Source organism: Lentzea sp. NPDC058436 (assembly GCF_042721515.1).
Taxonomy (GTDB): domain Bacteria; phylum Actinomycetota; class Actinomycetes; order Mycobacteriales; family Pseudonocardiaceae; genus Lentzea.
The window spans coordinates 260,529-282,439 of sequence record NZ_JBHXLF010000005.1 but is presented as its reverse complement, the minus strand read 5'-3'; the positions used below and the strand labels follow the sequence as shown (position 1 = coordinate 282,439).

Below are 21,911 nucleotides of genomic sequence, written 5' to 3'. Positions count from 1 at the left end.
CTCTAGCGCGGCAACCGGTAGTCCGGTCCGAGCGCGGCGCCTCGATGCGGCTTGTACTGGTCGTACCCGCGCGGGTCGCACTGCAGCCCGCCGTTGACGCAGTGCTTCACGAGCGCGGCCTGGGTCGGTGCGTCCCAGGCGTTCATGAAGTCGTAGTGCCACGTGTACCCGCGACCACTGGAAAGCCTGACGCGGGACATGTCCCCGGACACCGGGAACGCCATCTTGAACTCGATCATCGGCACCGCGACCGGGTGCGACGGCGGGCAGACCAGCGTCGCGCGGTCCGGGTAGGCCATGTGCGCCTTGTGGTCCGCCGAGTCGAGATCGCGGCCGTTCCAGCAGCTCGGCGCCTGGAAGCGGACGGTGAGCTGGCTGCCGGGCATGCACCAGGACGGGATGTCCCAGTTCTTGTAGCTGTCGCCGCACTCCCAGCCCTCGATGGCGCCGGGGGAGTTGCGGAACTCGTCCTGCGTCGCGGTCGGGCTGCCCACCACGAACCGCATGCCGGCCGGGAACGGCACGACGTCCTGGTACCTCAGGATGCCGGACTTGTAGTAGACGACCTGGTTGCCGTCCGGCCGCACGACCTGGTCGCCGTTCAGCACGGACGGGAACCAGTACGCCGACTTGTCGTCCGGCGTGACGCAGTTCGTGGTGGCCTGCTTGAGGGAGTCGTTGGTGCTGTTCGCGTTGGTCGAGTGGTTGCCGATGAACGTGTGCAGGTGCGACGCGCCGGGCAGGCCGGGGAAGACGATCGGGTCGTCCGGGCGGTCCGCGGTGAACGCGCAGTTCGCCTGGAACTCGTGGTGGCTCACGTAGTCATCGGCCTGCGCCGAGCTCGTGACCACCGCGAGCACCGCCGCGACCAGGCCGGCCGCCAGGGCCAGCGCGCTGAGTTTTCGGGACAACTGTGTCCTCCTGCCGACGTGGGGAAACCGGCTGGGAGAGCGCTCTCCCAAGTAATGTCCCGCTCGTGTCGGGACGATGTCAAGGGGTTCGTTGACATGAGCGTGGTGTGTTCGTAACATTCGCCGCCAGGGTTGTGAGAGCGCTCTCCCGCATTTCACCCCTCACTCGACCCTGCAGGAGACGCAATGTTCCGCCTCCGCTCCGTCGGCACGGTGCTCGCCGTGCTCGTGGGACTAGCAGTGGTACCGGGCACGGTCAGCGCCGCGCCCTCGCTGCTCTCCCAAGGCAAACCCGCTACAGCGTCGTCCACCGAGGGCGCGGGCACCCCCGCCTCGGCCGCGGTCGACGGCGACGCCGGCACCCGGTGGTCCAGCACGTGGAGCGACCCGCAGTGGCTGCGGGTCGACCTCGGCGCCACCTCGACCGTGACCCGCGTCGAACTCGACTGGGAGTCCGCCTACGCCACGGCGTTCGAGATCCAGGTCTCGGGCAACGGCGACAGCTGGACGTCGATCCGCTCCATCACCGGGGGCACCGGCGGCCGGCAGGGCTTCGACGTCACCGGCACCGGCCGGTACGTCCGCGTCCACTCGACCCAGCGCGCCAACGGCTACGGCATCTCGCTGTGGGAGTTCCGCGTCTACGGCGAGCAGGGCGGCTCGAACCCGCAGCCCGGCACCGGCGTGCGCGTCACGGGCTCCCAGGGCAACTGGCAGCTCACCGTCGACGGCCAGCCGTGGACCGTCAAGGGCCTCACCTGGGGTCCGCCCGCCGCCGACGCGGCGCGGTACATGCCCGAGCTGAAGTCCATGGGCGTCAACACGTTGCGCACCTGGGGCACGGACGCCTCCACGCGGCCGCTGCTCGACGCCGCCGCGGCGAACGGACTGCGGGTGATCAACGGGTTCTGGTTGCAGCCCGGCGGTGGTCCCGGTTCCGGCGGTTGCGTGAACTACGTGACGGACGGCGCCTACAAGGCCGACATGCTCGGGCAGATCCGCCAGTGGGTCACGACCTACAAGGACCACCCCGGCGTGCTGATGTGGAACGTCGGCAACGAGTCCATCCTCGGCCTGCAGAACTGCTACTCCGGCACGGAGCTGGAGAACCAGCGCGTGGCGTACGCGAAGTACATCAACGAGGCGGCGCAGGCGATCCACGCGATCGACACGAACCACCCGGTGACCAACACCGACGCGTGGACCGGTGCGTGGGTGTACCTCAAGGCCCACACGCCCGACCTCGACCTGTACTCGGTCAACTCGTACGGCAACGTCTGCAAGGTGCGCCAGGACTGGATCGACGGCGGCTACACCAAGCCGTACATCCTGACCGAGGCCGGACCCGCCGGTGAGTGGGAGGTTCCCAACGACGCCAACGGTGTGCCGAACGAGCCCACGGACGTGCAGAAGCGCGACGGCTACACCCAGGCCTGGAACTGCATCGTCGGCCACCGCGGGGTGTCCTTCGGCGGCACGTTGTTCCACTACGGCACCGAGTACGACTTCGGCGCTGTCTGGTTCAACCTGACGCCCGCGGGCAAGAAGCGGCTGTCGTTCTACTCGGTGCAGCGGGCGTTCGGCGGCGCCACCCCGGCCAACACGCCGCCGGTGATCACCGCGATGAACCTGCCGCAGACGATCGCGGCGGGCGCCCAGTTGAACATCGACGTGGCCGCGTCCGATCCGAACGGTGACGCCATCGCGTGGTCGGCGGCGTTCAACAGCAAGTACATCGACAACAGCGGCGGGCTCGCCAACGCTCCCGTGCAGGTCAACGGGAACCGGCTCACCGTCACCGCACCCGACCGGCTCGGTGTGTGGAAGGTGTACGTGATGGCCGAGGACGGCCGCGGCAACATCGGCATCGAGACGAAGTCGGTGCGGGTCGTGGCTCCGCAGCCGGCCGGTACGAACGTGGCGCTGAACAAGCCCACCACGGCGTCGTCGTACCAGCAGGTCGGTGACGGCGCGCCGTACCCGCCGTCCAACGCGGTGGACGGCAACGCCGGCTCCCGCTGGGCCACCGACTGGGCGGACCCGCAGTGGCTCCGGGTCGACCTCGGCGCGGTGACGACCTTCCAGCACGTGCAACTGGTGTGGGAGGGCGCTTACGGCCGCGCGTACGAGATCCAGGTGTCCGACGACGGCAACAACTGGCGTTCCGTCTACGGCACCACGACCGGCAACGGCGGGGTGGACTCGATCGACGTGACCGCGACCGGCCGCTACGTGCGGTTGCACGCCACCCAGCGCGGAACCGGCTGGGGGTACTCGCTCTACGAGCTCGGCGTCTACCGCCGGTGACACCAGGAGGAACGGCCGGGACGTCCGGCCGTTCCTCGTCACCGGGTCAGGCGGCGTCGTCCGGCAGGCGGTCCAGCGCGATCAGCGTCGCGGCGTGGACCTGGATCCCCGTCACGACGTCGGCGATGTCGGTCCACTCCTCCGGGCAGTGGCTCCGCCCGTCCCTGGACGGCACGAAGATCATCCCCATCGGGCACAGCCGGGCGATGTGCACCGCGTCGTGGGTGGCGCCGCTGGGCACCGGTTCCCACGTGGCGCCGATCGCGTCGGCGGCGTGCCCGACGACCTCGTGCACGCTCTGGCTCGTGCCGACCCTCTCGTTGTCCAGCGACCACGTCAGGTCCACGTCCACGCCGTGGCCGGCCGCCTTGCGTTCGATCTCGGTGGCGAGCCGCCGCTGCGCGTCGGTGAGCCAGCCGGTGTCGACGCTGCGCATCTCCGCGTACATCCGCACCAGGCCGGGCACCACGTTGGGGGAGCCGGGATCGGAGTCGATCCGCGACGTCGTGGCGACGCCGTGCACCGGCGCGCCGCAACCTTCCTGGCGGACGGCGAGCACCGCCTCGGCCGCGGCGACCAGTGCGTCGTGCCGGTCTCCCATCGGCCTGGTGCCCGCGTGGTCCGGTCGTCCGGTGAAGGTCGCCACCAGCCTGCGGATCGCCGCGATCGCCGTGACCACGCCGATGGCGGCGCCGCGTTCCTCCAGCACCGGTCCCTGCTCGACGTGCAGCTCCACGTACCGGTGCAGGTCGCGTCGCGCGAAGCGGGCGGCGGAGGCGAGCACCTCCGAGGGGTCGAGCCCGAAACCGAGGTAGCGCTCGGCCAGGCTCACCCCGCGCAGGTCACGCCGGTCGAGGTCCTCAGTGGTCAGTTCGCCTGCCAGGGAACGGCTGCCGAGACAGCTGAGGCCGTAGTCGTTGGACTCCTCGCCGAGGAAGTCCACGACGAGGAGGTCCCGGTTGAGGCCGAGGTCGTGTTCGCGCAGCTGACGGACGACCTCCAGCGAGCCGAGAACGCCCACGATGCCGTCGAACCGGCCGCCGCCCTCGACGGTGTCGGTGTGCGAACCGGTGACCAGCGCCGGTGCCGACGGGTTGCGCCCCGGCAGCACGCCGACCAGGTTTCCCGCGCCGTCGGCGTGCACGGTCAGGCCGGCCTCGGTCATCCGCCGCCGCACCCAGTCCCGGGAAGCCCGGTAGGGCTCCGAGAACACCGTGCGGGTCCAGCCCGCGGCGCCCGGATCACGGATCTCTGCCAGCGAGTCCAGGTCCTGCTGGACGCGTTCGGCCACCGGGTCCAGCGTCTTGATGTCGGTCATCTGCTCTCCGTCCCGAAGCTACTGCGTGGCGCGGGGCAGGAAGCGGCCGCGACCGGCGGCACCGACGTACCGGCCGCCGCTCGCGACGAGTTCGCCGCGGGAGTAGACCGACTCGATCGCACCGGGCAGCACCCACCCCTCGTAGGGCGTGTAGTCCATCCGCTGGTTCTGCGTGGCGGCGGTGATCGTCGTGGTGCCGCCGGGATCGAGCACGACGATGTCGGCGTCCGCACCGGTCGCGATCACGCCCTTGGACGGCAGGCCGAACTGGCGCGCGGGAGCCGTGGCGACGAGGTCGACGAACTTCTCCAGCGAGAGCCGCCCCTGCCGCACGCCCTCGGCGTACATCACGATGAACCGGTGCTCCACGCCCGGACCGCCGTTGGGGATCGCCCGGAAGTCCGCCTCGCCCAGGCGCCGCTTCTCCTCCAGGCAGAACGGGCAGTGGTCCGAGCTCACCACGCCGAGCGTGCCCGCGCGCAACCCGCGCCACAGCGCGTCGCGGTGCTCCTGCGTGCGCAACGGCGGTGTCAGCACGACCTTCGCCGCCTCGAAGCCGGGCGCGTCGTAGAGCGCGCGGTCCAGGGTCAGGTAGTGGGTGCAGGTCTCGCCGGCGACGGCCCACTCCTTCGACCGCGCCTCGGCCACGGCCTCGACGGCACCCTCGGTGGACAGGTGCACGAAGTACAGCGGTGAGTCGGCCATGCGGGCGATCTTGATGGCCCGCTGCACCGCCTCGACCTCAGTGGAGGGCGGCCGGGAGATCTCGTGCGAACCGGGCCCCGTCCTGCCCGCCGCGACCAGGTCCGCGCTGAGCCGGTCGATCACGTCGCCGTTCTCCGCGTGCACGCACACCTGCCCGCCGAGCCCGCCCGCCGTGCGCAACACCTCGAAGAGGTCGCCGTCGTGCAGCATGATGCTGCCGCGGTAGGCCATGAAGACCTTGAAGCTGCTGACACCGGACTGGACGATCTCGGCGAACTCGCCGGTCGCGCCCTGGTACAGGTCGGTGACGCACATGTGGAAGCCGTAGTCGATGACGGCCTTGCCGTCGGCCTTGGCGTGGTGGTCCGCCAGCGCCTTCGTCAGCGACTGCCCCGGCGGCTGCATGGCGAAGTCGACCAGCGTCGTCGTCCCGCCGCACGCCGCGGCACGGGTGCCGGTCTCGAAGTCGTCGGACGTCGTGGTGCCCATCATCGGCGAGTCGATGTGGGTGTGGACGTCGACGCCGCCCGGCAGGAGCAGCCTGCCGGACACGTCCACGCGCTCGGCCTCCGCGATCGGGAGGTCGCCGAGCCGGCCGATCGCCTCGACGCGGCCGTCCTTCACGAGGACGTCGGCGTCGACGGTGCCGGAGCTGTTGACGACCCGGCCACCGGTCAGCAGCAGGTAGGACATGCGAACTCCTCAGGTCAGCTGTTCACGACGGACGCGGTCCGTCCACTGTGGAAGGCCAGGCAGGACACCACGCCCAGCGCGACCCCGATGGGCCACGCGTACGGCGCGAGGTGCGTTAGTGCGGGGACGAGCGCGACGACCAGCGTGACCGAGCCCGACGCGGCGAGCGCCGCCACCGCGCGCAGGTTCGTGCCCCGGCGGTAGTGGTAGGCCCCAGACGCGGCGTCGGTGTAGAGCTGCGCGACGTCGACCTTCGCCCTGCGGACCAGGTAGTAGTCGGCCAGCAGGATGCCGAAGAGCGGCCCCATCAACGCGCCGACCCCGCCGAGGAAGTAGTTGACGGCGACGGGGTTCGAGTAGATCTGCCACGGCAGCACCACGAGCGCCAGCAACGCGGTGATCAACCCGCCGGTCTTGAAGCTGATCCGCTTCGGGAACGTGTTCGCCAGGTCGTAGGCGGGCGAGACGAAGTTCAGGACGATGTTCACACCCACGGTCGCCAGCGCGAACGCGACGGTGCCCAGCAACAGCACCGCGGTGCTGTCCACCTCGGCGACGAGCTGCACGGGATCGCTGATCGCCTTGCCGTACAACTGGACCGTCCCGAGCGCGATGATCACCGACACCAGGCAGAACGCCGACGCGTTGAGCGGGAGGCCCAACCGGTTGCCCCGCAACACCGTGCGCTCGTCGGGCGCGAACCTCGCGAAGTCGGCGTAGTTGAGCATCGGCCCCGCGAAGTAGGAGACGGTCAGGAAGATCCCGCTCAGCACCGCCACCACGACGTTCCCCGTCGTCATACCGGTGCCCTCGTGGTAACCCCAGTCGAGGTGCCAGCCGGCCCGCGCCAGCACCCAGACCGCGAGCGCCAGCATCGCGACCCAGATCACCGGCCCCGCCAGGTCGGACAGCCTGCGCACGGTCTCCATGCCGCGGTGCAGCACGACGAGCTGGACCAGCCACAGCCCGAGGAAGCACAGCCACCCCAGACCGGACAGCCCGAGGAACGACGAGCGCGTCCAGTCCGCGGCGGCGGGAACCAGCTTCAGCACCAGGATCATCACGGCGGCCGACGCGAGGTAGGTCTGGATCGCGTACCAGAAGATCGCGACCACAGCCCGCAGCAGAGCGGGCACGTTGGCCCCGAACACGCCGAAGCTCACGCGGGCGAACACGGGGAACGGCACCCCGAGCCGCTGACCGGCGACGCCCATCAGGTTGCAGCCCAGGTGGACGATCGCTACGCCGCCGACCATGGCGAGCACCATCTGCCAGCCGTTCAGGCCCAGGACCAGCAGGCCTACGGCGAAGGTGTACCCGCCCAGGCTGTGGACGGCCGACATCCAGACGCAGAACAGGTCCCAGGTGCGCCAGATGGTGGAGGGGCGGCGTGGGGCCAGGTCCTCGTTGTAGAGGCGGGGGCTGAGGTGTGCGGTGGTCAGCGGGTCCGGTGCTGTGCCGGGGGTGGGCGAGGACCCGGCGGGCGGGAGAGTTGCGGTGGCGAGCGGGTCCGATGTGGACATGGGGCGCCTCCCGGGGTGAGGGTTCGGCGAGGGCACGAGCGGAGTCACCTCGACGTCGGCTCTGACGCGGCGAGCGTGTCCCTCGGGGCGGACCCGAGGTTGCTCAAACGTTTGCGTTGGAGCCTGAACTAACGTTTGCGCAAAGTCAAGACAACGGTTTCCGGCCGGGCCAGGCCGCAGGAGCGCGCGTTTCGGCGCTGGAACAGAACCGTCACGCCGCCGTCTTCGGACGCAGGCACGTGCACGGAGGTGCCGTCAGCCTGGCGTGTGGCTCGCCTGCCAACCGGCCCCGGAGCGGCATCATTTCCGGCGCGACGCCCTGCCCGCTGCAGAACCAGAACCCACCCCGGAACCCACGTCCCCCAGGCTCGACTCCCGGACGCTCAACGTCGGAACGAACCGCTTCGACACGATCCGCCGCCCCTCCAGCAGGTCGAGCAGCTTCTGGGCGCTGACCCGCCCCATCTCGGCCAGCGGTGAGCGGACCGACGTCAGCGGGACCGGCAGTTCGGCCGCCAGGTCCAGGTCGTTGTACCCGACCAGCGAGACGTCCTGGCCGACGCGCAGGCCCGCGTCGCGGATCGCCCCCATCGCGCCCAGGGCGGTGAAGTCGTTGGCCGCGAAGATCGCCGTCGGGCGGTGTGGCAGGTCGAGGATCTGTTCCGCGGCGCGGCGGCCGTCGGCGACGCCGAAGCCCGACGCCACCACGTGGTCCGCAGGTACGGGGTGGCCGGCCTGGGCGAAGGCGTCGCAGAAGCCGCGGGTGCGTTCGGCGCCCGTGCTGGTGGCCTGGTCGCCCGCTACGACGGCTACCCGCCGGTGTCCTCGTTCCAGCAGGTGTTCGGCTGCCAGGCGGCCGCCGAGGCCGTCGTCCGTGGTCACCGAGACCTGCTTGGGCAGCCTGCGCATCACCAGCACGTACGGGACGGAGGCGTGGCGGAGCTGCGTCAGGACGTCGGTGCCGGAGCGCGAGTCCGCGAGGATCAGGCCGGCCACGCGCATCGACAGCATCGACTCGATCCTGCTGCGCCGCTCCTGGGGGTCGTCGTGGGTGTTGGCGACGACGGTCTCGTAGCCCCTGCTCCTGGCGGTCTCGTCGATGCCGTCGAAGATCGTCGCCATCGCGACGTCGGTGAGCCGGGGGACCAGGACGCCGATGGTCCTGCTGTGACCGGTGCGCAGCGCGTGTGCCGCGGAGTCGCGGCGGTAGCCGAGCTGGGCGGCGAGCTCGCGGATGCGGGTGACCATCTCGGGTCCGACGCCCACCGGGTCGGGGTTGAGCGCGCGCGACGCCGTGGACACGTGCACGCCGGCCTCGCGCGCGAGCTGTTCGAGGGTCACCCGGGACTTGCCTTCACCGCTGCGTCGTGCCGCCATGGAGGCAGTTTGCCTGATCGCGCGCGGATCTCACTCTTCGGGGAACAGGCTCGCGAGGGTGTGTTCCCGGCTGGTGCGGGCGTGGTCGACGGCCAGGGCGCGGGCGCGGTCCTCGTCGCCGGCGATGACCGCCCGCAGGAGGGCGCGGTGGTCGTGCAGGAGCCGGTCCCAGTCGCTGTTGTGCTGGTAGAGCCAGCGCAGGCGGCCTTCCAGCGGGAACGCCATCGCGCGCAGCAGGCTGTTCCCGGCGATCTCCGTCATGATCAGGTGGAAGTCGGCGTTGAGGGTGTGCAGCGTCGCGTCGTCGGTCGCGGCCTCGGTGTCCGCGAGCAGCTTCTCCAGGCGGGCGACGTCGGCGGGGCTCGCCTGGCGCGCTGCCAGTCCCGTCGCCAGCATCTCCAGTCCCTCGCGGACGTCGAACAGCTCCTCGACGTCGCGTTTGGACAGACGGCGGACGACGATCCGCCGGGGCGACTCGGCCACCAGGAAGCCCTCGTACTTCAGGGCCCTGACCGCCTCGCGCACCGAGTACCTGGACACCTCCAGCCGGTCGGCGAGATCCCGTTCGACGATCCGGTCACCGGGGCGCAACCGGCCGTCGATGATCATCTCGCGGATGCCGTCGACGGCATCGTCGCGGACGGCGGCGAAGGCCTTCGGCTCCGCCGGCATCCCGGTGACACTTCCCACCAGACCCATCCTCATCGATCAACCACGACCTCGATCGATTGTTACAAGCCGGTCAACTCACCCGCAAGCGAACCGAAGCCATCCGCATCTGCGATTCCAACGCGGCCAGAAACCCGTATTCGCGAAGATGTGTCACCAACCAACCAAGTTTGGGCGCCCAAACCGTTGACATCGGGCCGCGTCCGGTCGCACGATGTTGCGCAATCGTTCGCGTAAGCCGTCACGCAGTCGGGACACCAGCGCCTCCGGGTGCGTTCTCCCCTGAATTCCCTTGCAGCGAAGGGGTTTCGAATGACGAACACAGCGATGGCGTTACCGCCGCTCGAAGAGTCCACACAGGACGATCCGCGGGTCGTCCGGCGTGCGGCGACCGAGGACTACGCCGCCCACGTGGTGCCCAAGTCCGCGCGCAGCAGCCGGTGGTCGATGGCCATGGCCTGGTACGCGCTGGCCAGCGCGATGGCCTGGCTGATCACGGCCGGAGTGGCCGCGGTCGCGGTCGGACCGCTGAACGCGCTCGTCGGCGCGGGGCTGTCGGTGATCGCCTACAGCGTGTTCTGCGCCGCGATGGCGAACTACGCGGCACGCACCGGAACGAGCATCAACCTGTTCTCCCGCATGCTGTTCGGCCTGCGCGGCGGCTCCATCGCGACGCTCGTGCTGTTCCTCATCGCGACCTTCTACGCCACCTTCGAGGGCTCGGTCGTCGCCCACGCCTTCGACCTCACCACCGACGGCCCGCCGCTCTGGTTCTGGTACCTGGTCGTCGTGGCCTACAGCGTGCCGCTGGCCATCGGCGGTGTCCGCGCCTTCCTCGACAAGTTCAACGGCTTCCTGCTGCCCGTCTACATCATCGGCATGGCCGTCGCCGTCGTGTGGACGGTCGCCGACAAGGGCTACCAGGCCGACTGGCTCCGCGCGGGCGGCGGGACGGCGGACGTCGCCGGCCCCGGCTGGCTCTACTCCTTCACGCTCTACATGGGCGTGTGGGTCCTGATGATGTTCACCGGGGACATGGCGCGCCACGCCAGGGTCGAGGACATGCGCTTCCACCGGTGGTTCACGTTCGGCCCGGTGTTCCACGGCCTCACCCTGTTCGTGAACGCGCTGGTCGGCATCTTCCTGGCCGAGCACCTCGTCCAGGGTCAGCTCACCGAACTCTCCGCCGTGGACGGCATGATCGCGTTGATGGGCGGCTGGGCCGTGGTGTTCATCTGGGTCACGCAGACGCGGATCAACACGGCCAACTACTACGTCGCCTCCAGCAACTTCGCGAACCTCGCGGGACGGCTGGTGCGCCGGAGCATCCCGCGCTGGTTCTGGGTCGTCGCGGTCGGCGTGATCGTGTACGTGCTGATGCTGCAGAACGTGATCAGCAAGCTGCAGATCGCCCTGGAGTACAGCGCCATCATCACGGTGGCGTGGGTCGGGGTCGTGCTGGCCTACATGCTGTGGGCCAAGGTGATGGGGATCAGCCCCGAGCACGTCGAGTACCGCCCCGGCAGGGTGCCGCCGGTGAACTGGCCCGGCGTCGTCGCCTGGACCACCGGAACGGTCGCCGGGGTCGTGCTGCTCAACCTCGGCAACTCCTTCGGGTCCACCTGGAACGCCCCGGCCACGTTCCTGATCTCGTTCTTCGTCTACCTGGGCGCTCTTCTCGTGGCACGCAGCGGGCACGTGCTGTCCCGCCCCCACGACCCGCGGGGCGAGGTGGCCGACGCGTGGGAGTCGCGCATCCGCTGCCACACCTGCGGACTGTCCTACGTGGCCCAGGAGATGGACCGCGACCCGTCCACCGGGCACCACCCGATCTGCTGCGAGTGCGCCGCCGCCAGCCCCTCGTTCCTCGCCGCCGCCCGCCACGAAGCGATCCGTTCGACCCGAGGAAGAACCACTGTGAAATGCCAGCTCGCGATCAGGGTCTTCGCCCACTTCCTGAACAGGACCCCGCAGCTGCGGGACATGCTCGACCGCTGGGACCGGACGTTCGAGTTCCGCCTGGAGGGCGAACGGCCGTTCCACCTGGTGTTCGAGAACGGCAGGGCCCGCGTCGCCGGTGAGCCGGCGAGGAACCCGGACGTCGTCTTCGAGGCACCCGCTGCGCTGTTCCTGCGGATGATGCTCGACCCGGCGCTCGCCGACCAGGCGTACGTGAACAAGAAGTACGAGGTGCACGGACCGCCGCCGGACGCGACCAGGTTCCGGGTGCTGGGCGAACGGGTGCAGGACCACCACCCCCGTTTCTTCGGCGTCCTGAAGAAGTCCGCGAAGATCGTTCTGGCGAGGTGAGGTCGAGTGCCCGTACTCCTGTTCCGCCCCAAGGACTACCTGTTCCCGTCCACAGTCGACGAACTCCTCGAAATCCTCGACCGGCACGGTGACACGGCCCAGATCATCGCCGGCGGCACGACGATCCACGAGCTCGCCTACCGCAAGGGGATGGGCGACGTGCGCACCCTGGTGGACGTGACCAGACTCCCCTGGGGACGGATCTCCCAGCACGACGGGGACCTCCGCGTCGGAGCCACCGTGACGTTCACGGAACTGGCCGCGTACGCCCGCAACACCGCGCCACGCCGGCTGGCGGTGATCACGGACGCGATCGCGGGCATCCGCCCCATGCAGATCCGCAACATGGGCACCGTCGGCGGCAGCATCTGCTCCAGTCTGCCCTTCTTCGACCTGCCCGCCGCGTTCGTGGCGCTGGGCGCGTCGGTGACGACCCGCGGCGTGGGCACGGCGGCCAGGACACGGCCGATCGAGGACTTCTTCTGGGACTTCTTCCTGCCCGACCTGAAGTTCGGCGAGGTGCTCACCGAGGTCGAGTTCCCGGTGCCGGGACCCGGCACGGGCGGCTCGTTCCAGAAGTTCGAGTCGAACTCGGTCGACTGGGCGCTGATCAGCATCGGCGTCCAGGTCGAGGTGAGGGGCGACCGGTTCACCGGCGTCCGGATCGCGCTCGGCGGTGGCATCGGCCGCAAGGTCACCCGCGCGGTCACCGCGGAGCAGGCCCTGCTCGGACGGCCGGCCACCACCGACGAGATCGAGCGGGCCGCCCGGCACGTCACCGAGGACGTCCGCGCCTTCAGCGACTTCCGCGGCTCCGCGGACTTCCGCAACCACCTTCTCAAGGTCTACCTCACCCGATGCCTCACGCAGGCGACCAGGAGGGCCGCCCCATGACCCGCGGTACCAACCCCGCAGCCGGATCGCCGGCCACCAGCAGCAGGATCCTGAACCTGGAGGTGAACGGAGATCCGACGACCGTCGCGGTCGGCGCCTACGAGAGCCTCAACGCGGTGCTGCGCGAGCGGCTCGGCCTGACCGGCACGAAGCGCGGCTGCGACACGGGCGGGTGCGGCACCTGCACGGTCCAGGTCGACGGGCAGGCGGTCTACTCCTGCATGTACCCCGCGTTGCGCGCGGAGGGCAGGACCGTGTCCACCATCGAGGGCGTGTCGCGCGGCGGTGAGCTCCACCCCGTGCAGAAGGCGCTCGTCGACGGCGGCGGTGTCCAATGTGGATACTGCACGCCCGGTGTCGTGATGGCGACCCTCGCGATCTACGCGGAGAACCCCGACGCGACGGCCGACGACCTGGCGGAGGAGCTCGCCGGGAACCTCTGCCGCTGCACCGGTTACGTCAAGCTGATCGAGGCTGTGGCCTCCGCCCGCACCGAGATCCGGGGAGAACGCGATGTCTGAGGCGCTGCGGGAGTCGCCCGGTGTGTCCGACGAGTACCGCAACATCGGCAGGAGGGTCCCCAAGTTCGACGCGGTCCACAAGGTGACCGGGCACCTCGAGTTCGTGGGGGACCGGAAGCTGCCGCGGATGCTGGAGATCAAGATCCTCCGCAGCCCGCACCCGCACGCGAGGATCACCAGGATCGACACCTCGAAGGCGCTGGCGATCCCCGGCGTCAAGGCGATCATCACGCACGAGGACGCGCCGTCGCACCCCTACGGCCGGGAGTTCGCGCTGCCGCCCGAGTACATGCCCCGCGACAACTTCGTCATCCCGGACAAGGCGCGGTACGTGGGTGACGTGGTGGCGGCGGTGGCGGCCACCTCGGCGGACGTCGCGGCACAGGCCGTCGCCGCGATCGAGGTGGAGTACGAGAAGCTCCCGGCGTCACTCGACCCGTTCTCCGCCATCAAGCCGAACGCCGCTCAGATCCACGACACCGTGCTGTGGGGCGAGGAGGCGGACCACCTCACCGGCAACGTCCTGCGCACCATCGAGATGGAGGTGGGCGACGTCGGAAAGGGCTTCGCCGAGGCCGACATCGTCATCGAGAACACCTTCACCGTCCCGAAACAGCAGCAGAGCCCCATGGAACGGCGTTGCATCGTCGTGGACCCGCTGCCGGACGGCCGGCTGGAGGTCTGGTGCACGACGCAGTCGATCCACGGACTGCGCCACAACCTCGCCCGCGCGCTGGGCATCCCCTACAACCGCATCAACGTCCACCAGACCTTCCTCGGCGGTGCCTTCGGCGCCCGTCTCGACATGAACGTCGACGAACCGATCGCGGCGCTGCTGGCGATGAAGGCGCGTCAGCCGGTGAGGCTCCAGCTCACCCGCGAGGAGGACATGATGTCGACGAGCAGGCACCCGGCGACGGTGCGGCTCAAGACGGGGGTGAAGCGGGACGGAACCCTGGTGGCGCACCAGATGGAGGCGCACGTCGACACCGGCGCCTACGCCTGCTCCGGCGAGTGGGTCACCAAGTGCATGGGCGGCTGGTTCATGTCCATGTACCGCGTGCCGAACCAGAAGTTCACCGGTCACGTGATCTACACCAACACCCCGCCCGCCGCGGGTTTCCGCGGTTTCGGCAACCCCCAGGCGAACGTGCCGGTGGAGAGCCACATGGACATCCTCGCCGAGAAGCTGGGTATGGACGCGGTGGACCTGCGGCTGCGCAACTACATCCGCGAGGGCGACGTCTACTACGCCCAGGGCCCCAACGTGATCGACCACGTCAAGAGCTGCGGCGTCGAGGAGATCCTCACCTCCGGCGCGAAGCGGATCGGCTGGGAGCGCAGGGCGGAGTTCGCGCGGCAGGGCGACAAGAAGATCCGCAAGGGCATCGGGCTCGGCCGCGCGTTCCACACGTCGGGCTGCGGCCAGGCGAACGAGGTCTCGGACATCCTCGAGTACGCGGGCAGCATCGTGAAGATCAACGAGGACGGCACCGCGAGCCTCACGACCGCGCTCATCGACATGGGCACCGGCAACCTGATGGGACACGCCCAGATCGTGGCCGAGGTCCTCGGCCTGCGCGCCGAGGACGTGGTCGTCACCAACACCGACACCGACTCCTCGCCCTACGACGTGGTCACCCACGCGAGCCGCAGCACCTACGTGTCCGGCATGGTCGCCAAGCTCGCGGCGGAGAAGGTGCGCGACATCCTGATCGGGATGGCGGCCAGGGTCCTGGAGACGGAACCGGAGAACGTCGTCCTCGGCGGTGGCCGCGCCAGCGTCCTGGACGGCTCCGGTGCCTCCGTGACGATCGAGGAGGTCGCGCGGACCGCCCAGATGCGCCAGTGGGGCACGATCATGGCCGAGGAGAGCAAGCGCGCGGTGACGACGGCGTCCCACTTCACGTGCAAGTTCGTCGAGGTGTCCGTGGACACCGAGACCGGGCACGTGACGATCGACAGGGTCGTCGCCGGGTCCGACGTGGGCCAGGTGATCAACCCGGTGCTGGTCGAGGGCCAGATCCACGGCGGCGCCGCGCAGGCGTTCGGGTACGCGCTGCTGGAGGAGATCCAGGTCGACCGGGAGACCGGGCGGACGCTCAACCCCGACTACCTGAACTACAAGATCTTCACCTCGCGGGACGCCTGCCGCGACTTCGACGTGTTCTTCGCGGACACGTTCGAGGACACCGGCCCGTTCGGGGCGAAGGGCATCGGCGAGTCCGCGAACAACGACGGCGCCAGCGCGGTCGTGAACGCGGTCGCCAACGCGATCGGCGTGCACATCCTCGACCTGCCGCTCACCCCGGAGAGGGTCCTCCGAGCGCTCGGGAAGTTGTGACGCCGCCGCGGTTCGGCGTGCTGTTCCACGGCTGGGCGACCGCGGAACGGGACGACGCGGCGGTGCTGCGCGACGCCTGCCGGTCCGCGGTGCTCGCGGACCGGCTCGGGTTCGACGTCGCGTGGTTCACCGAGCAGCACGCCCCGATGTTCGGTGGGATCTCGGGCAGGATCGCGGCTCCCCAGCTGCTCGTCGCGCGACTGGCGGGGGAGACGGACCGCATCGGGCTCGGCACGGCGGTCCGGTTGATCACCGAGGCGGACCCGCGGCAGCTCGCCGAGGAACTGACGACGCTGGACCTGCTGACCGCCGGCCGCGCCTGGTACGGAATCGGTGCGGGACAGGGTGATCCGGCGCTCGGGCAGACCGGGCGCGCGCGTCGCCGGGCCGCGTTCCGGGAACGGGCGCGCGACCTGCTCGGGATCCTGCGCGGTGCGGGCGGTCACGAGTCCGGTCTGAGCGTCCGCGACCTGTCGGCGCGCGTTCTCGTGGCGTCCGCCGACGATCAGTCGAGGGCGTTCGCCGCGCGGGAGGGGCTCGGGTACTTCGTCGGCATGTTCGGCGGGCAACGACATCCCCTGCTGACACAGGACTTCCGCGAGCACGGTGGTCGCGGTCCCGTTCGCGCCGCCCGTCTCGTGTTCGTCGCCGACGACGACAGGACCGCGCATCAACGGATGGAGGCCGTCGCGCGGTACTTCTGGGCCCACTTCACCCCGCCGTCTCCTGGTTGGCGCGAGAAAGTGCGTGCCAGACAGGGGGAATGGCGCGTGGAGGACATCTGCGCGCAGCTCGGCTGGGTCGTGGGCGGCCCCGACGCGGTCGCCCGCACGCTCGCCGCCTACGCGGAGGACTGCCGGCTCGACGCGCTCGACGTGTCGTTCCAGGTGCCCGGTCTCCCCGCGGCGGAGGCGGACCGGGCGATGGCCCTGTTCGCCCGGGAAGTGGTGCCGCGCGTCAGGAACGCGATGCCGGCGTCAGCGGCGGCCGGACGCTGACGCCGCACGGGCGCACTCGCGTCCCGCGGCACCGCCCACACCGGCGAGCACCGCACAGGTGACCAGTTCCGCGAAGTCGGGTCCCATCGCCGCGTGCCGGAACAACGCGCGGAAGACGATCGGAGCGGCGAACAGGTCCAGCACGAGGTCGACGTCGGCGGTCTGCTCCAGCTCTCCCCGCTCCTGCGCCTTGCGGAGGGTGGCCACGCACGCCTGCCGCCGGGGTTCCCAAAGCACGTCGAGGAACTCCTCGTGCAGTCCGGGATCGCCGGCGAGATCGGCCAGCAGCGCCGGGATCACGGGACCGAGCGCGGCGTCCTCCATGCCGGCGCGCAGGGCCTCCAGATGTCCGGTGATGTCGCAGTGCAGGCAGCCGGTGTCGATCTCCGTCAGGCCGACGCGGTCGCGCGCCATGGCCGCGACGACCAGTTGCTGACGGCTCTGCCAGCGGCGGCGGATGGCGGGCTTGGTGGTGCCCGCCCTGGCGGCGATGGCCTCCATCGTCAGCGCCGGGTAGCCCACCTCGCGCACGAGCGCGGAGACCGCGTCCAGCACGGCGTGGTCGATGCGCTCGTCGCGTCGGCGTGCCATTGCACCTCCTGGTCCCGCCCAGCTTAACGAGGCAGCAGAACCACCTTGCCGAACGGCGTACCGCGTTCCACCAGCTCGATGGCGTGCGCGGCCTCGCCGAGCTTCAGCCGGTCGTGGATCACCGGTGTCAGCTCACCCCGCTGCCACAGCGCGGTGACCTCCTCCCACGCCCGCAGCAGGTCCGGCGCGGCCACCGAGTTCAGGCTGAACGCGAACAGCGACGGCGACCGGTGGAAGTCGCGCAGCAGGGTCGCGACGACGTCGTCGGACGGCATGCCACCGGCCGCGCCGGCGAGCACGTACCGCCCGTTGCCGCCCAGAAGCCCCAGGTAGCTCGCGGTGCCCGGCCCGGCGACGGTGTCGATCACCACGTCGTACGACTCGGCGGGGACCTCCGCGGTCGTGCGGTCGAAGATGCGCGAGGCACCCAGCTCCCGCAGACGCTCACCGCGGGCCTGCGAGGAGGTGACCGCGGTGACGTCCGCTCCGATGGCACGCGCGAGTTGTGTCGTCAGCACACCGATCCCACCGCCGGCGCCGCGGATGAGCACGCTGTCGCCTGCCGCCGCCGAGGCCCGGCGCAACGCCAGGTGCGCGACCAGGGCGTTCATCCCCAGCGCGGCCACCTCGGTGGCGTCGGCGTCCTCCGGCACCGGCAGGACCGCGCTCGCGCCGGTGACGAACTGCTCCGCGTACCCGCCGTCGCCGGCGAACGCCAGCACGCGCCGGCCCGCGAGGTCGCCGTCCCGGACCCTGCCGACGACCTCCACCCCCGGCACCGTGCCCGCGCCGCCGGTGGCTCCCGGGTACTGGCCCCGGCTGATCATCACGTCGACGTAGCCAGCGCCGATCGCCTCGACGTCCACGAGCACCTGACCAGGTCCCGGCACGGGATCCGGCACCTCGACGGTCTCCAGCTTCCCCGACTCCCGCACGACCGCAGCGAGCACGACAACCTCCCAATAACGTTCCGATACGGAACGGAACGTTATACTCAGGCTCCTGCCTGCTGCAACCCCTTCCTCGTGCGCGTCCTCGCCGCCGCCAGCACCCGGTACGCCGCGATGGTCAGCGCGACGATCGTGATGACGTACGGCGTCAGCAACGACAGCGAAGAGTTCACGCCCCCGAGCGCCAGCCGGTCGGCGATCGCGTCCGCGGCGCCGAAGACGAGACAGGCGATCAGGGTGGGCACCGGACGGCCGCGGGCGAAGATGATCGCCGCGACGGCGATGAAACCGCGCCCCGACGTCATGTTCGCGGTGAACGAGCCGACCGACGCCATCGCGAGCTGCGCGCCGGCCAAGCCGCACAGCGCGCCGGAGGCGATGATCGAGACGAACTTGACCCTGAGCACGGGGACACCGGCCGCGAGCGCCGCTGGTTCGTCCTCGCCGACCGCGCGCAGGTGGACGCCGTAGCGGGTGCGGTACAGCACGAACCAGTACACCGGCACGAGCAGCAACGCGAGCCACACCAACGCGGTCTGGCGGTTCAGCAGCGCGCCGACGACCGGCAGGTCACCGACGAGACCGAGGTCGATCGGCGGCAGGATCGACTTCACATCGCCGGGCGTCGCGCCCGCGTTGCCGTACAGCACGGTGAGGAACAGGACCGTGATCCCGGCGGCGAGCAGGTTGATCCCGATGCCGACGACGATGTTGTCCGCCTTGAACACCAGGTTCGCGACCGCGTACACGAGCGCGAGGAGCACCGCGCCGCCGACCGCGGCGATCACGCCGAGGAACGGGTTCGTGACGGCGCCGACGGCGATCCCGGTGAACGCGCTCATCAGCATCATGCCTTCGAGGCCGATGTTGAGGATGCCGCCGACCTGCGTGAAGCCACCGCCGATCGCGGCGAGCAGGATGGGAGTGCTCTTGGCGAGGACGACGGCGAGCGTCCCGGCCGTCAGGATCTGCTGGAGGATCGCGTTCACGCTGACACCGCCTTGGGGAGGGCCGAATCGGGATTGGCGTCCACTGTGGACTTCCTCTTCCTCCTGCGCCGGTTGAGGAAGAACGTGGCGGTGATCGCGATGACGATGAGCCCCTGCAGGACGCTGATCATCGGGAACGGCACGCCGACGGCCTGGATCCCGGTGCCACCGGCCATCATCGTCGCGTAGAAGAGGGCCGCCACCAGCGACGCCCACGGGTTGAGCCGCGCGAGCAGCGCGACGGTGATCGCGAGGAAACCGAGGCCGGGGGAGAACTGCTGCAGGAACCGGCCGCCGTTCGGGCCGATCACGAACAGCGCCCCTGCGAACCCGGCGACCGCGCCGCTGAGCGCCATCACCTGCATCGCCATGCTCTTCGTGGACGTGCCGACGTAGTCGGCGAACCGGTTGAGCTCGCCCATCTCCCTGACCCGCAGGCCCCACGACGTTCTGGTGAGCACGAGCCCCAGCGCGATCGCGATCACCAGCGCGATGACGAGGTCGGGACCGAGACCGTGGGCGGGGTCGAACACGGGCAGCACCGCGGACGCGTCGATCCTGGGCGAGCCGGCCACGGTCGCGCGGGGATCGCGGAACGGACCGGTGACGAAGAAGTTCGTGATCAGCAGTGCCACCTGGGACATCAGCAGCGTCACCACGACGATGTCGACGCGCAGGAACGCGGTGAGGGCGCCGGGGACGAGCCCCCACAGCCCGCCGGCGAGCGTCCCGGCCAGCAGGACCAGTCCTATGTGGACCAGCGGCGGCAGGCCGTGGAACGTGAACCCGGCGAAGGCGCCGAAGAACGCGCCCAGGTAGAGCTGACCCTCGCCGCCGACGTTGAAGAACCCGGCCCGGAAGGAGATGATCGTTCCCCCGGCCATGATCGTCAGCGGGACGAACATCGCGATGACGCTGGCGATGCCGAACGGCGTGCGCCACGGCGACGCGAAGAGCTCGACGTACGCGGTGACCGGGTTCTGGCCGATCGCGAGGATGATCACGGCGCCGACCACCAGCGCGATGAGCACGGCGACGAGAGGCTGCACGGCACTCGTCAGCGCCCGGCCGGCGAACTCCGCCAGTCCCGCCCGCCACTCCCGGCCCGCGGGCTCGGTGACCTCCGCGCGGGGGAGCGGTTCCGGTGCCGTGTCGACCACTTCGACCTGGGCGGACCCGTCCTCCACGCGCGTGCCGCTCGCCTCCAGTTCGGCGGCGACGCGCGCGTGCTCGGCCTCCGCCTCGGCGAGCGCCTCCGCGGTCGGCGTGACACCGGCCATCGCGAGACCGACCGCGAGCTCGGACATGGTCGCCTGGGTGAACTCGGCGACGACCGTGCCGCGGTAGAGCACCAGCAGGCGGTCGGAGAGGCTCATCACCTCGTTGAGATCGGCGGAGAAGAGCAGGACGCCCGCGCCCTCGTCCCTGATGCGGACGAGGGAGTTGTGGACGAACTCCATCGCGCCCACGTCCACGCCGCGGGTCGGCTGCGACACCATCAGCAGGTCGGGCCCCGACTCGAACTCCCGCGCGATGACGACCTTCTGCATGTTGCCGCCGGACAGCGAGCCGATCGTGGTGTCCGGTGCGGCGCCGCGGATGTCGAACTTCGCGATCAGCTCGCGGGCGTAGCGGTGGATCGCCGTGGCCGAGAGCCAGCCACGGCGTGCGATCGGTGGCGTCAGGTGCCCGGCGGCGATGTTCTCGGCGATGCTGAGCGAGGGCGCGGCGCCCTCCTCGTGCCGGTCCTCGGGGATGTAGGCGAGCCCGCGTGCGCGGCGGTCCGCGACCGGTGCCCTGGTCACGTCGTGACCGGCGATCGTCACGGTTCCGCGCGGCGGCAGGCTCATGCCGGCGATGGCGGCCGCGAGCTCGGCCTGGCCGTTGCCCTCGACCCCGGCGACGCCGACGATCTCACCCCGGCGGACGCGCAGGCTCAGGTCGTTGACGGCGATCGCCCCGCGCTGGTCGACGGCGTAGAGCCCGTCGACGCGCAACACCTCTTCCGTCGGCCGCGCCGGCGTGTGCTGGATCCGGAGCAGCACGTCGCGCCCGACCATCATCGACGCGATGTCGGTCTGCGTGAGCCCCTGCGCCGGCCGGCTGTCGATCACCCTGCCGTCGCGGATGACGGTGATCTCGTCGGCGACCGCGAGCACCTCGCCGAGCTTGTGGGAGATGAAGACGACCGAACAGCCCTGCGCGGCGAGCCGGCGCAGCACGACGAACAGCTCGTCTGTCTCGGCCGATGTGAGCACGGCGGTCGGCTCGTCGAGGATCAGCAGGCGCGTGTCGTGGGAGAGCGCCTTGACGATCTCGACCCGCTGCCGTTCGCCGACGGACAGGTCCCCGACCCTGTCCCGCGGGTCGACCGGGAGGCCGAACTCCGCGGACAGCGCGCGGACCCTGTCCTCCATCGCGCGCCGGTCGAGCGCGCCGAAGCCGGTCGTCGTCTCCCTGCCCAGGAAGATGTTCGCCGCGACGGTCAGCGACGGCACGAGCTTGAAGTGCTGGTGCACCATGCCGATGCCCAGCGAGTCCGCCTTCTTCGGACTGCCGACCACCACGGGCGCGCCCTCGACGAGGATCTCCCCGGAGTCGGGCTGGAGGTTCCCGGAGAGCATGTTCATCAGGGTGGACTTGCCGGCGCCGTTCTCCCCGACGATCGCGTGGATCGTGCCCCGCCCGATGGAGAGCGAGATGTCGTCGTTGGCGACCTTCGGCCCGAACGTCTTGGTGATGCCGCGGAACTCGAGCAGTGGGTGATCCATTGGCCTCTTCCTCACGAACGGCGGAGCAGGCGGTGGAGGG

Annotated in this window: 16 protein-coding genes; 6 read left to right on the top strand and 10 right to left on the bottom strand. The window is 70.3% G+C overall.

Annotation, left to right across the window (positions count from 1 at the left end; all coding sequences use genetic code 11):
- Positions 1–2: 2 nt before the first annotated feature.
- On the bottom strand, positions 3–911 hold the full coding sequence (locus ACFWN2_RS22520) for a DUF1996 domain-containing protein (RefSeq protein ID WP_382430210.1): 909 nt from the start codon (positions 909–911) through the stop codon (positions 3–5).
- A 186-nt stretch (positions 912–1,097) separates the two neighbouring features.
- Between ACFWN2_RS22520 and ACFWN2_RS22515 the strand changes: the two genes are divergently transcribed.
- On the top strand, positions 1,098–3,218 hold the full coding sequence (locus ACFWN2_RS22515) for a discoidin domain-containing protein (protein WP_382430208.1): 2,121 nt from the start codon (positions 1,098–1,100) through the stop codon (positions 3,216–3,218).
- Between the two features lie 46 nt (positions 3,219–3,264).
- On the opposite strand, the gene ACFWN2_RS22510 is transcribed toward ACFWN2_RS22515, so the two are convergent.
- The 5 genes from ACFWN2_RS22510 to ACFWN2_RS22490 form a co-directional block, all read right to left on the bottom strand.
- Positions 3,265–4,536 carry a M20 family metallo-hydrolase gene (locus ACFWN2_RS22510; protein WP_382430206.1) on the bottom strand — a complete coding sequence of 424 codons (1,272 nt, stop codon included), beginning with the start codon at positions 4,534–4,536 and terminating at the stop codon, positions 3,265–3,267.
- A gap of 18 nt (positions 4,537–4,554) precedes the next feature.
- Entirely contained in the window at positions 4,555–5,934 is a 1,380-nt protein-coding gene (hydA, locus tag ACFWN2_RS22505; RefSeq protein WP_382430204.1) for a dihydropyrimidinase, read from the bottom strand.
- Between the two features lie 14 nt (positions 5,935–5,948).
- Positions 5,949–7,457 (bottom strand): NCS1 family nucleobase:cation symporter-1, encoded by a 1,509-nt coding sequence (locus ACFWN2_RS22500; RefSeq protein ID WP_382430202.1) that lies wholly within the window; start codon positions 7,455–7,457, stop codon positions 5,949–5,951.
- A 300-nt stretch (positions 7,458–7,757) separates the two neighbouring features.
- Positions 7,758–8,834 carry a LacI family DNA-binding transcriptional regulator gene (locus tag ACFWN2_RS22495; protein WP_382430200.1) on the bottom strand — a complete coding sequence of 359 codons (1,077 nt, stop codon included), beginning with the start codon at positions 8,832–8,834 and terminating at the stop codon, positions 7,758–7,760.
- 30 nt (positions 8,835–8,864) lie between these two features.
- Positions 8,865–9,539, bottom strand: coding sequence for a GntR family transcriptional regulator (locus tag ACFWN2_RS22490; RefSeq protein WP_382430198.1), 675 nt, complete (start codon positions 9,537–9,539; stop codon positions 8,865–8,867).
- 276 nt (positions 9,540–9,815) lie between these two features.
- Here ACFWN2_RS22490 and ACFWN2_RS22485 point away from each other — a divergent pair, with 276 nt between their 5' ends.
- The 5 genes from ACFWN2_RS22485 to ACFWN2_RS22465 are packed head-to-tail and all read left to right on the top strand — an operon-like array spanning position 9,816 to position 16,570.
- Positions 9,816–11,813, top strand: a complete 1,998-nt coding sequence (locus tag ACFWN2_RS22485; protein WP_382430196.1) for an SCP2 sterol-binding domain-containing protein — start codon at positions 9,816–9,818, stop codon at positions 11,811–11,813.
- A gap of 6 nt (positions 11,814–11,819) precedes the next feature.
- The gene (locus ACFWN2_RS22480; protein ID WP_382430194.1) at positions 11,820–12,707 is read left to right on the top strand and encodes an FAD binding domain-containing protein; all 888 of its coding nucleotides are present in this window, start codon (positions 11,820–11,822) and stop codon (positions 12,705–12,707) included.
- Complete coding sequence (locus ACFWN2_RS22475; protein WP_382430192.1) at positions 12,704–13,228, top strand: (2Fe-2S)-binding protein; 525 nt, start codon at positions 12,704–12,706, stop codon at positions 13,226–13,228. The genes ACFWN2_RS22480 and ACFWN2_RS22475 overlap by 4 nt, the downstream gene beginning before the upstream one ends.
- Positions 13,221–15,572, top strand: coding sequence for a xanthine dehydrogenase family protein molybdopterin-binding subunit (locus ACFWN2_RS22470; RefSeq protein ID WP_382430190.1), 2,352 nt, complete (start codon positions 13,221–13,223; stop codon positions 15,570–15,572). The genes ACFWN2_RS22475 and ACFWN2_RS22470 overlap by 8 nt, the downstream gene beginning before the upstream one ends.
- A complete protein-coding gene (locus ACFWN2_RS22465) occupies positions 15,569–16,570 on the top strand; it encodes an LLM class flavin-dependent oxidoreductase (RefSeq protein ID WP_382430188.1) in 1,002 nt (333 codons plus the stop codon). The genes ACFWN2_RS22470 and ACFWN2_RS22465 overlap by 4 nt, the downstream gene beginning before the upstream one ends.
- On the opposite strand, the gene ACFWN2_RS22460 is transcribed toward ACFWN2_RS22465, so the two are convergent.
- The 4 genes from ACFWN2_RS22460 to ACFWN2_RS22445 are packed head-to-tail and all read right to left on the bottom strand — an operon-like array spanning position 16,550 to position 21,871.
- Positions 16,550–17,161 carry a TetR/AcrR family transcriptional regulator gene (locus ACFWN2_RS22460; protein WP_382430186.1) on the bottom strand — a complete coding sequence of 204 codons (612 nt, stop codon included), beginning with the start codon at positions 17,159–17,161 and terminating at the stop codon, positions 16,550–16,552. The genes ACFWN2_RS22465 and ACFWN2_RS22460 overlap by 21 nt on opposite strands.
- Positions 17,162–17,184: 23 nt before the next feature.
- On the bottom strand, positions 17,185–18,111 hold the full coding sequence (locus ACFWN2_RS22455) for a zinc-binding alcohol dehydrogenase family protein (protein ID WP_382430184.1): 927 nt from the start codon (positions 18,109–18,111) through the stop codon (positions 17,185–17,187).
- Between the two features lie 44 nt (positions 18,112–18,155).
- Positions 18,156–19,100 (bottom strand): ABC transporter permease, encoded by a 945-nt coding sequence (locus ACFWN2_RS22450; RefSeq protein ID WP_382430182.1) that lies wholly within the window; start codon positions 19,098–19,100, stop codon positions 18,156–18,158.
- Complete coding sequence (locus ACFWN2_RS22445) at positions 19,097–21,871, bottom strand: ATP-binding cassette domain-containing protein (RefSeq protein WP_382430180.1); 2,775 nt, start codon at positions 21,869–21,871, stop codon at positions 19,097–19,099. Before ACFWN2_RS22445 ends, ACFWN2_RS22450 begins: the two co-directional genes overlap by 4 nt.
- Positions 21,872–21,911 lie beyond the last annotated feature (40 nt).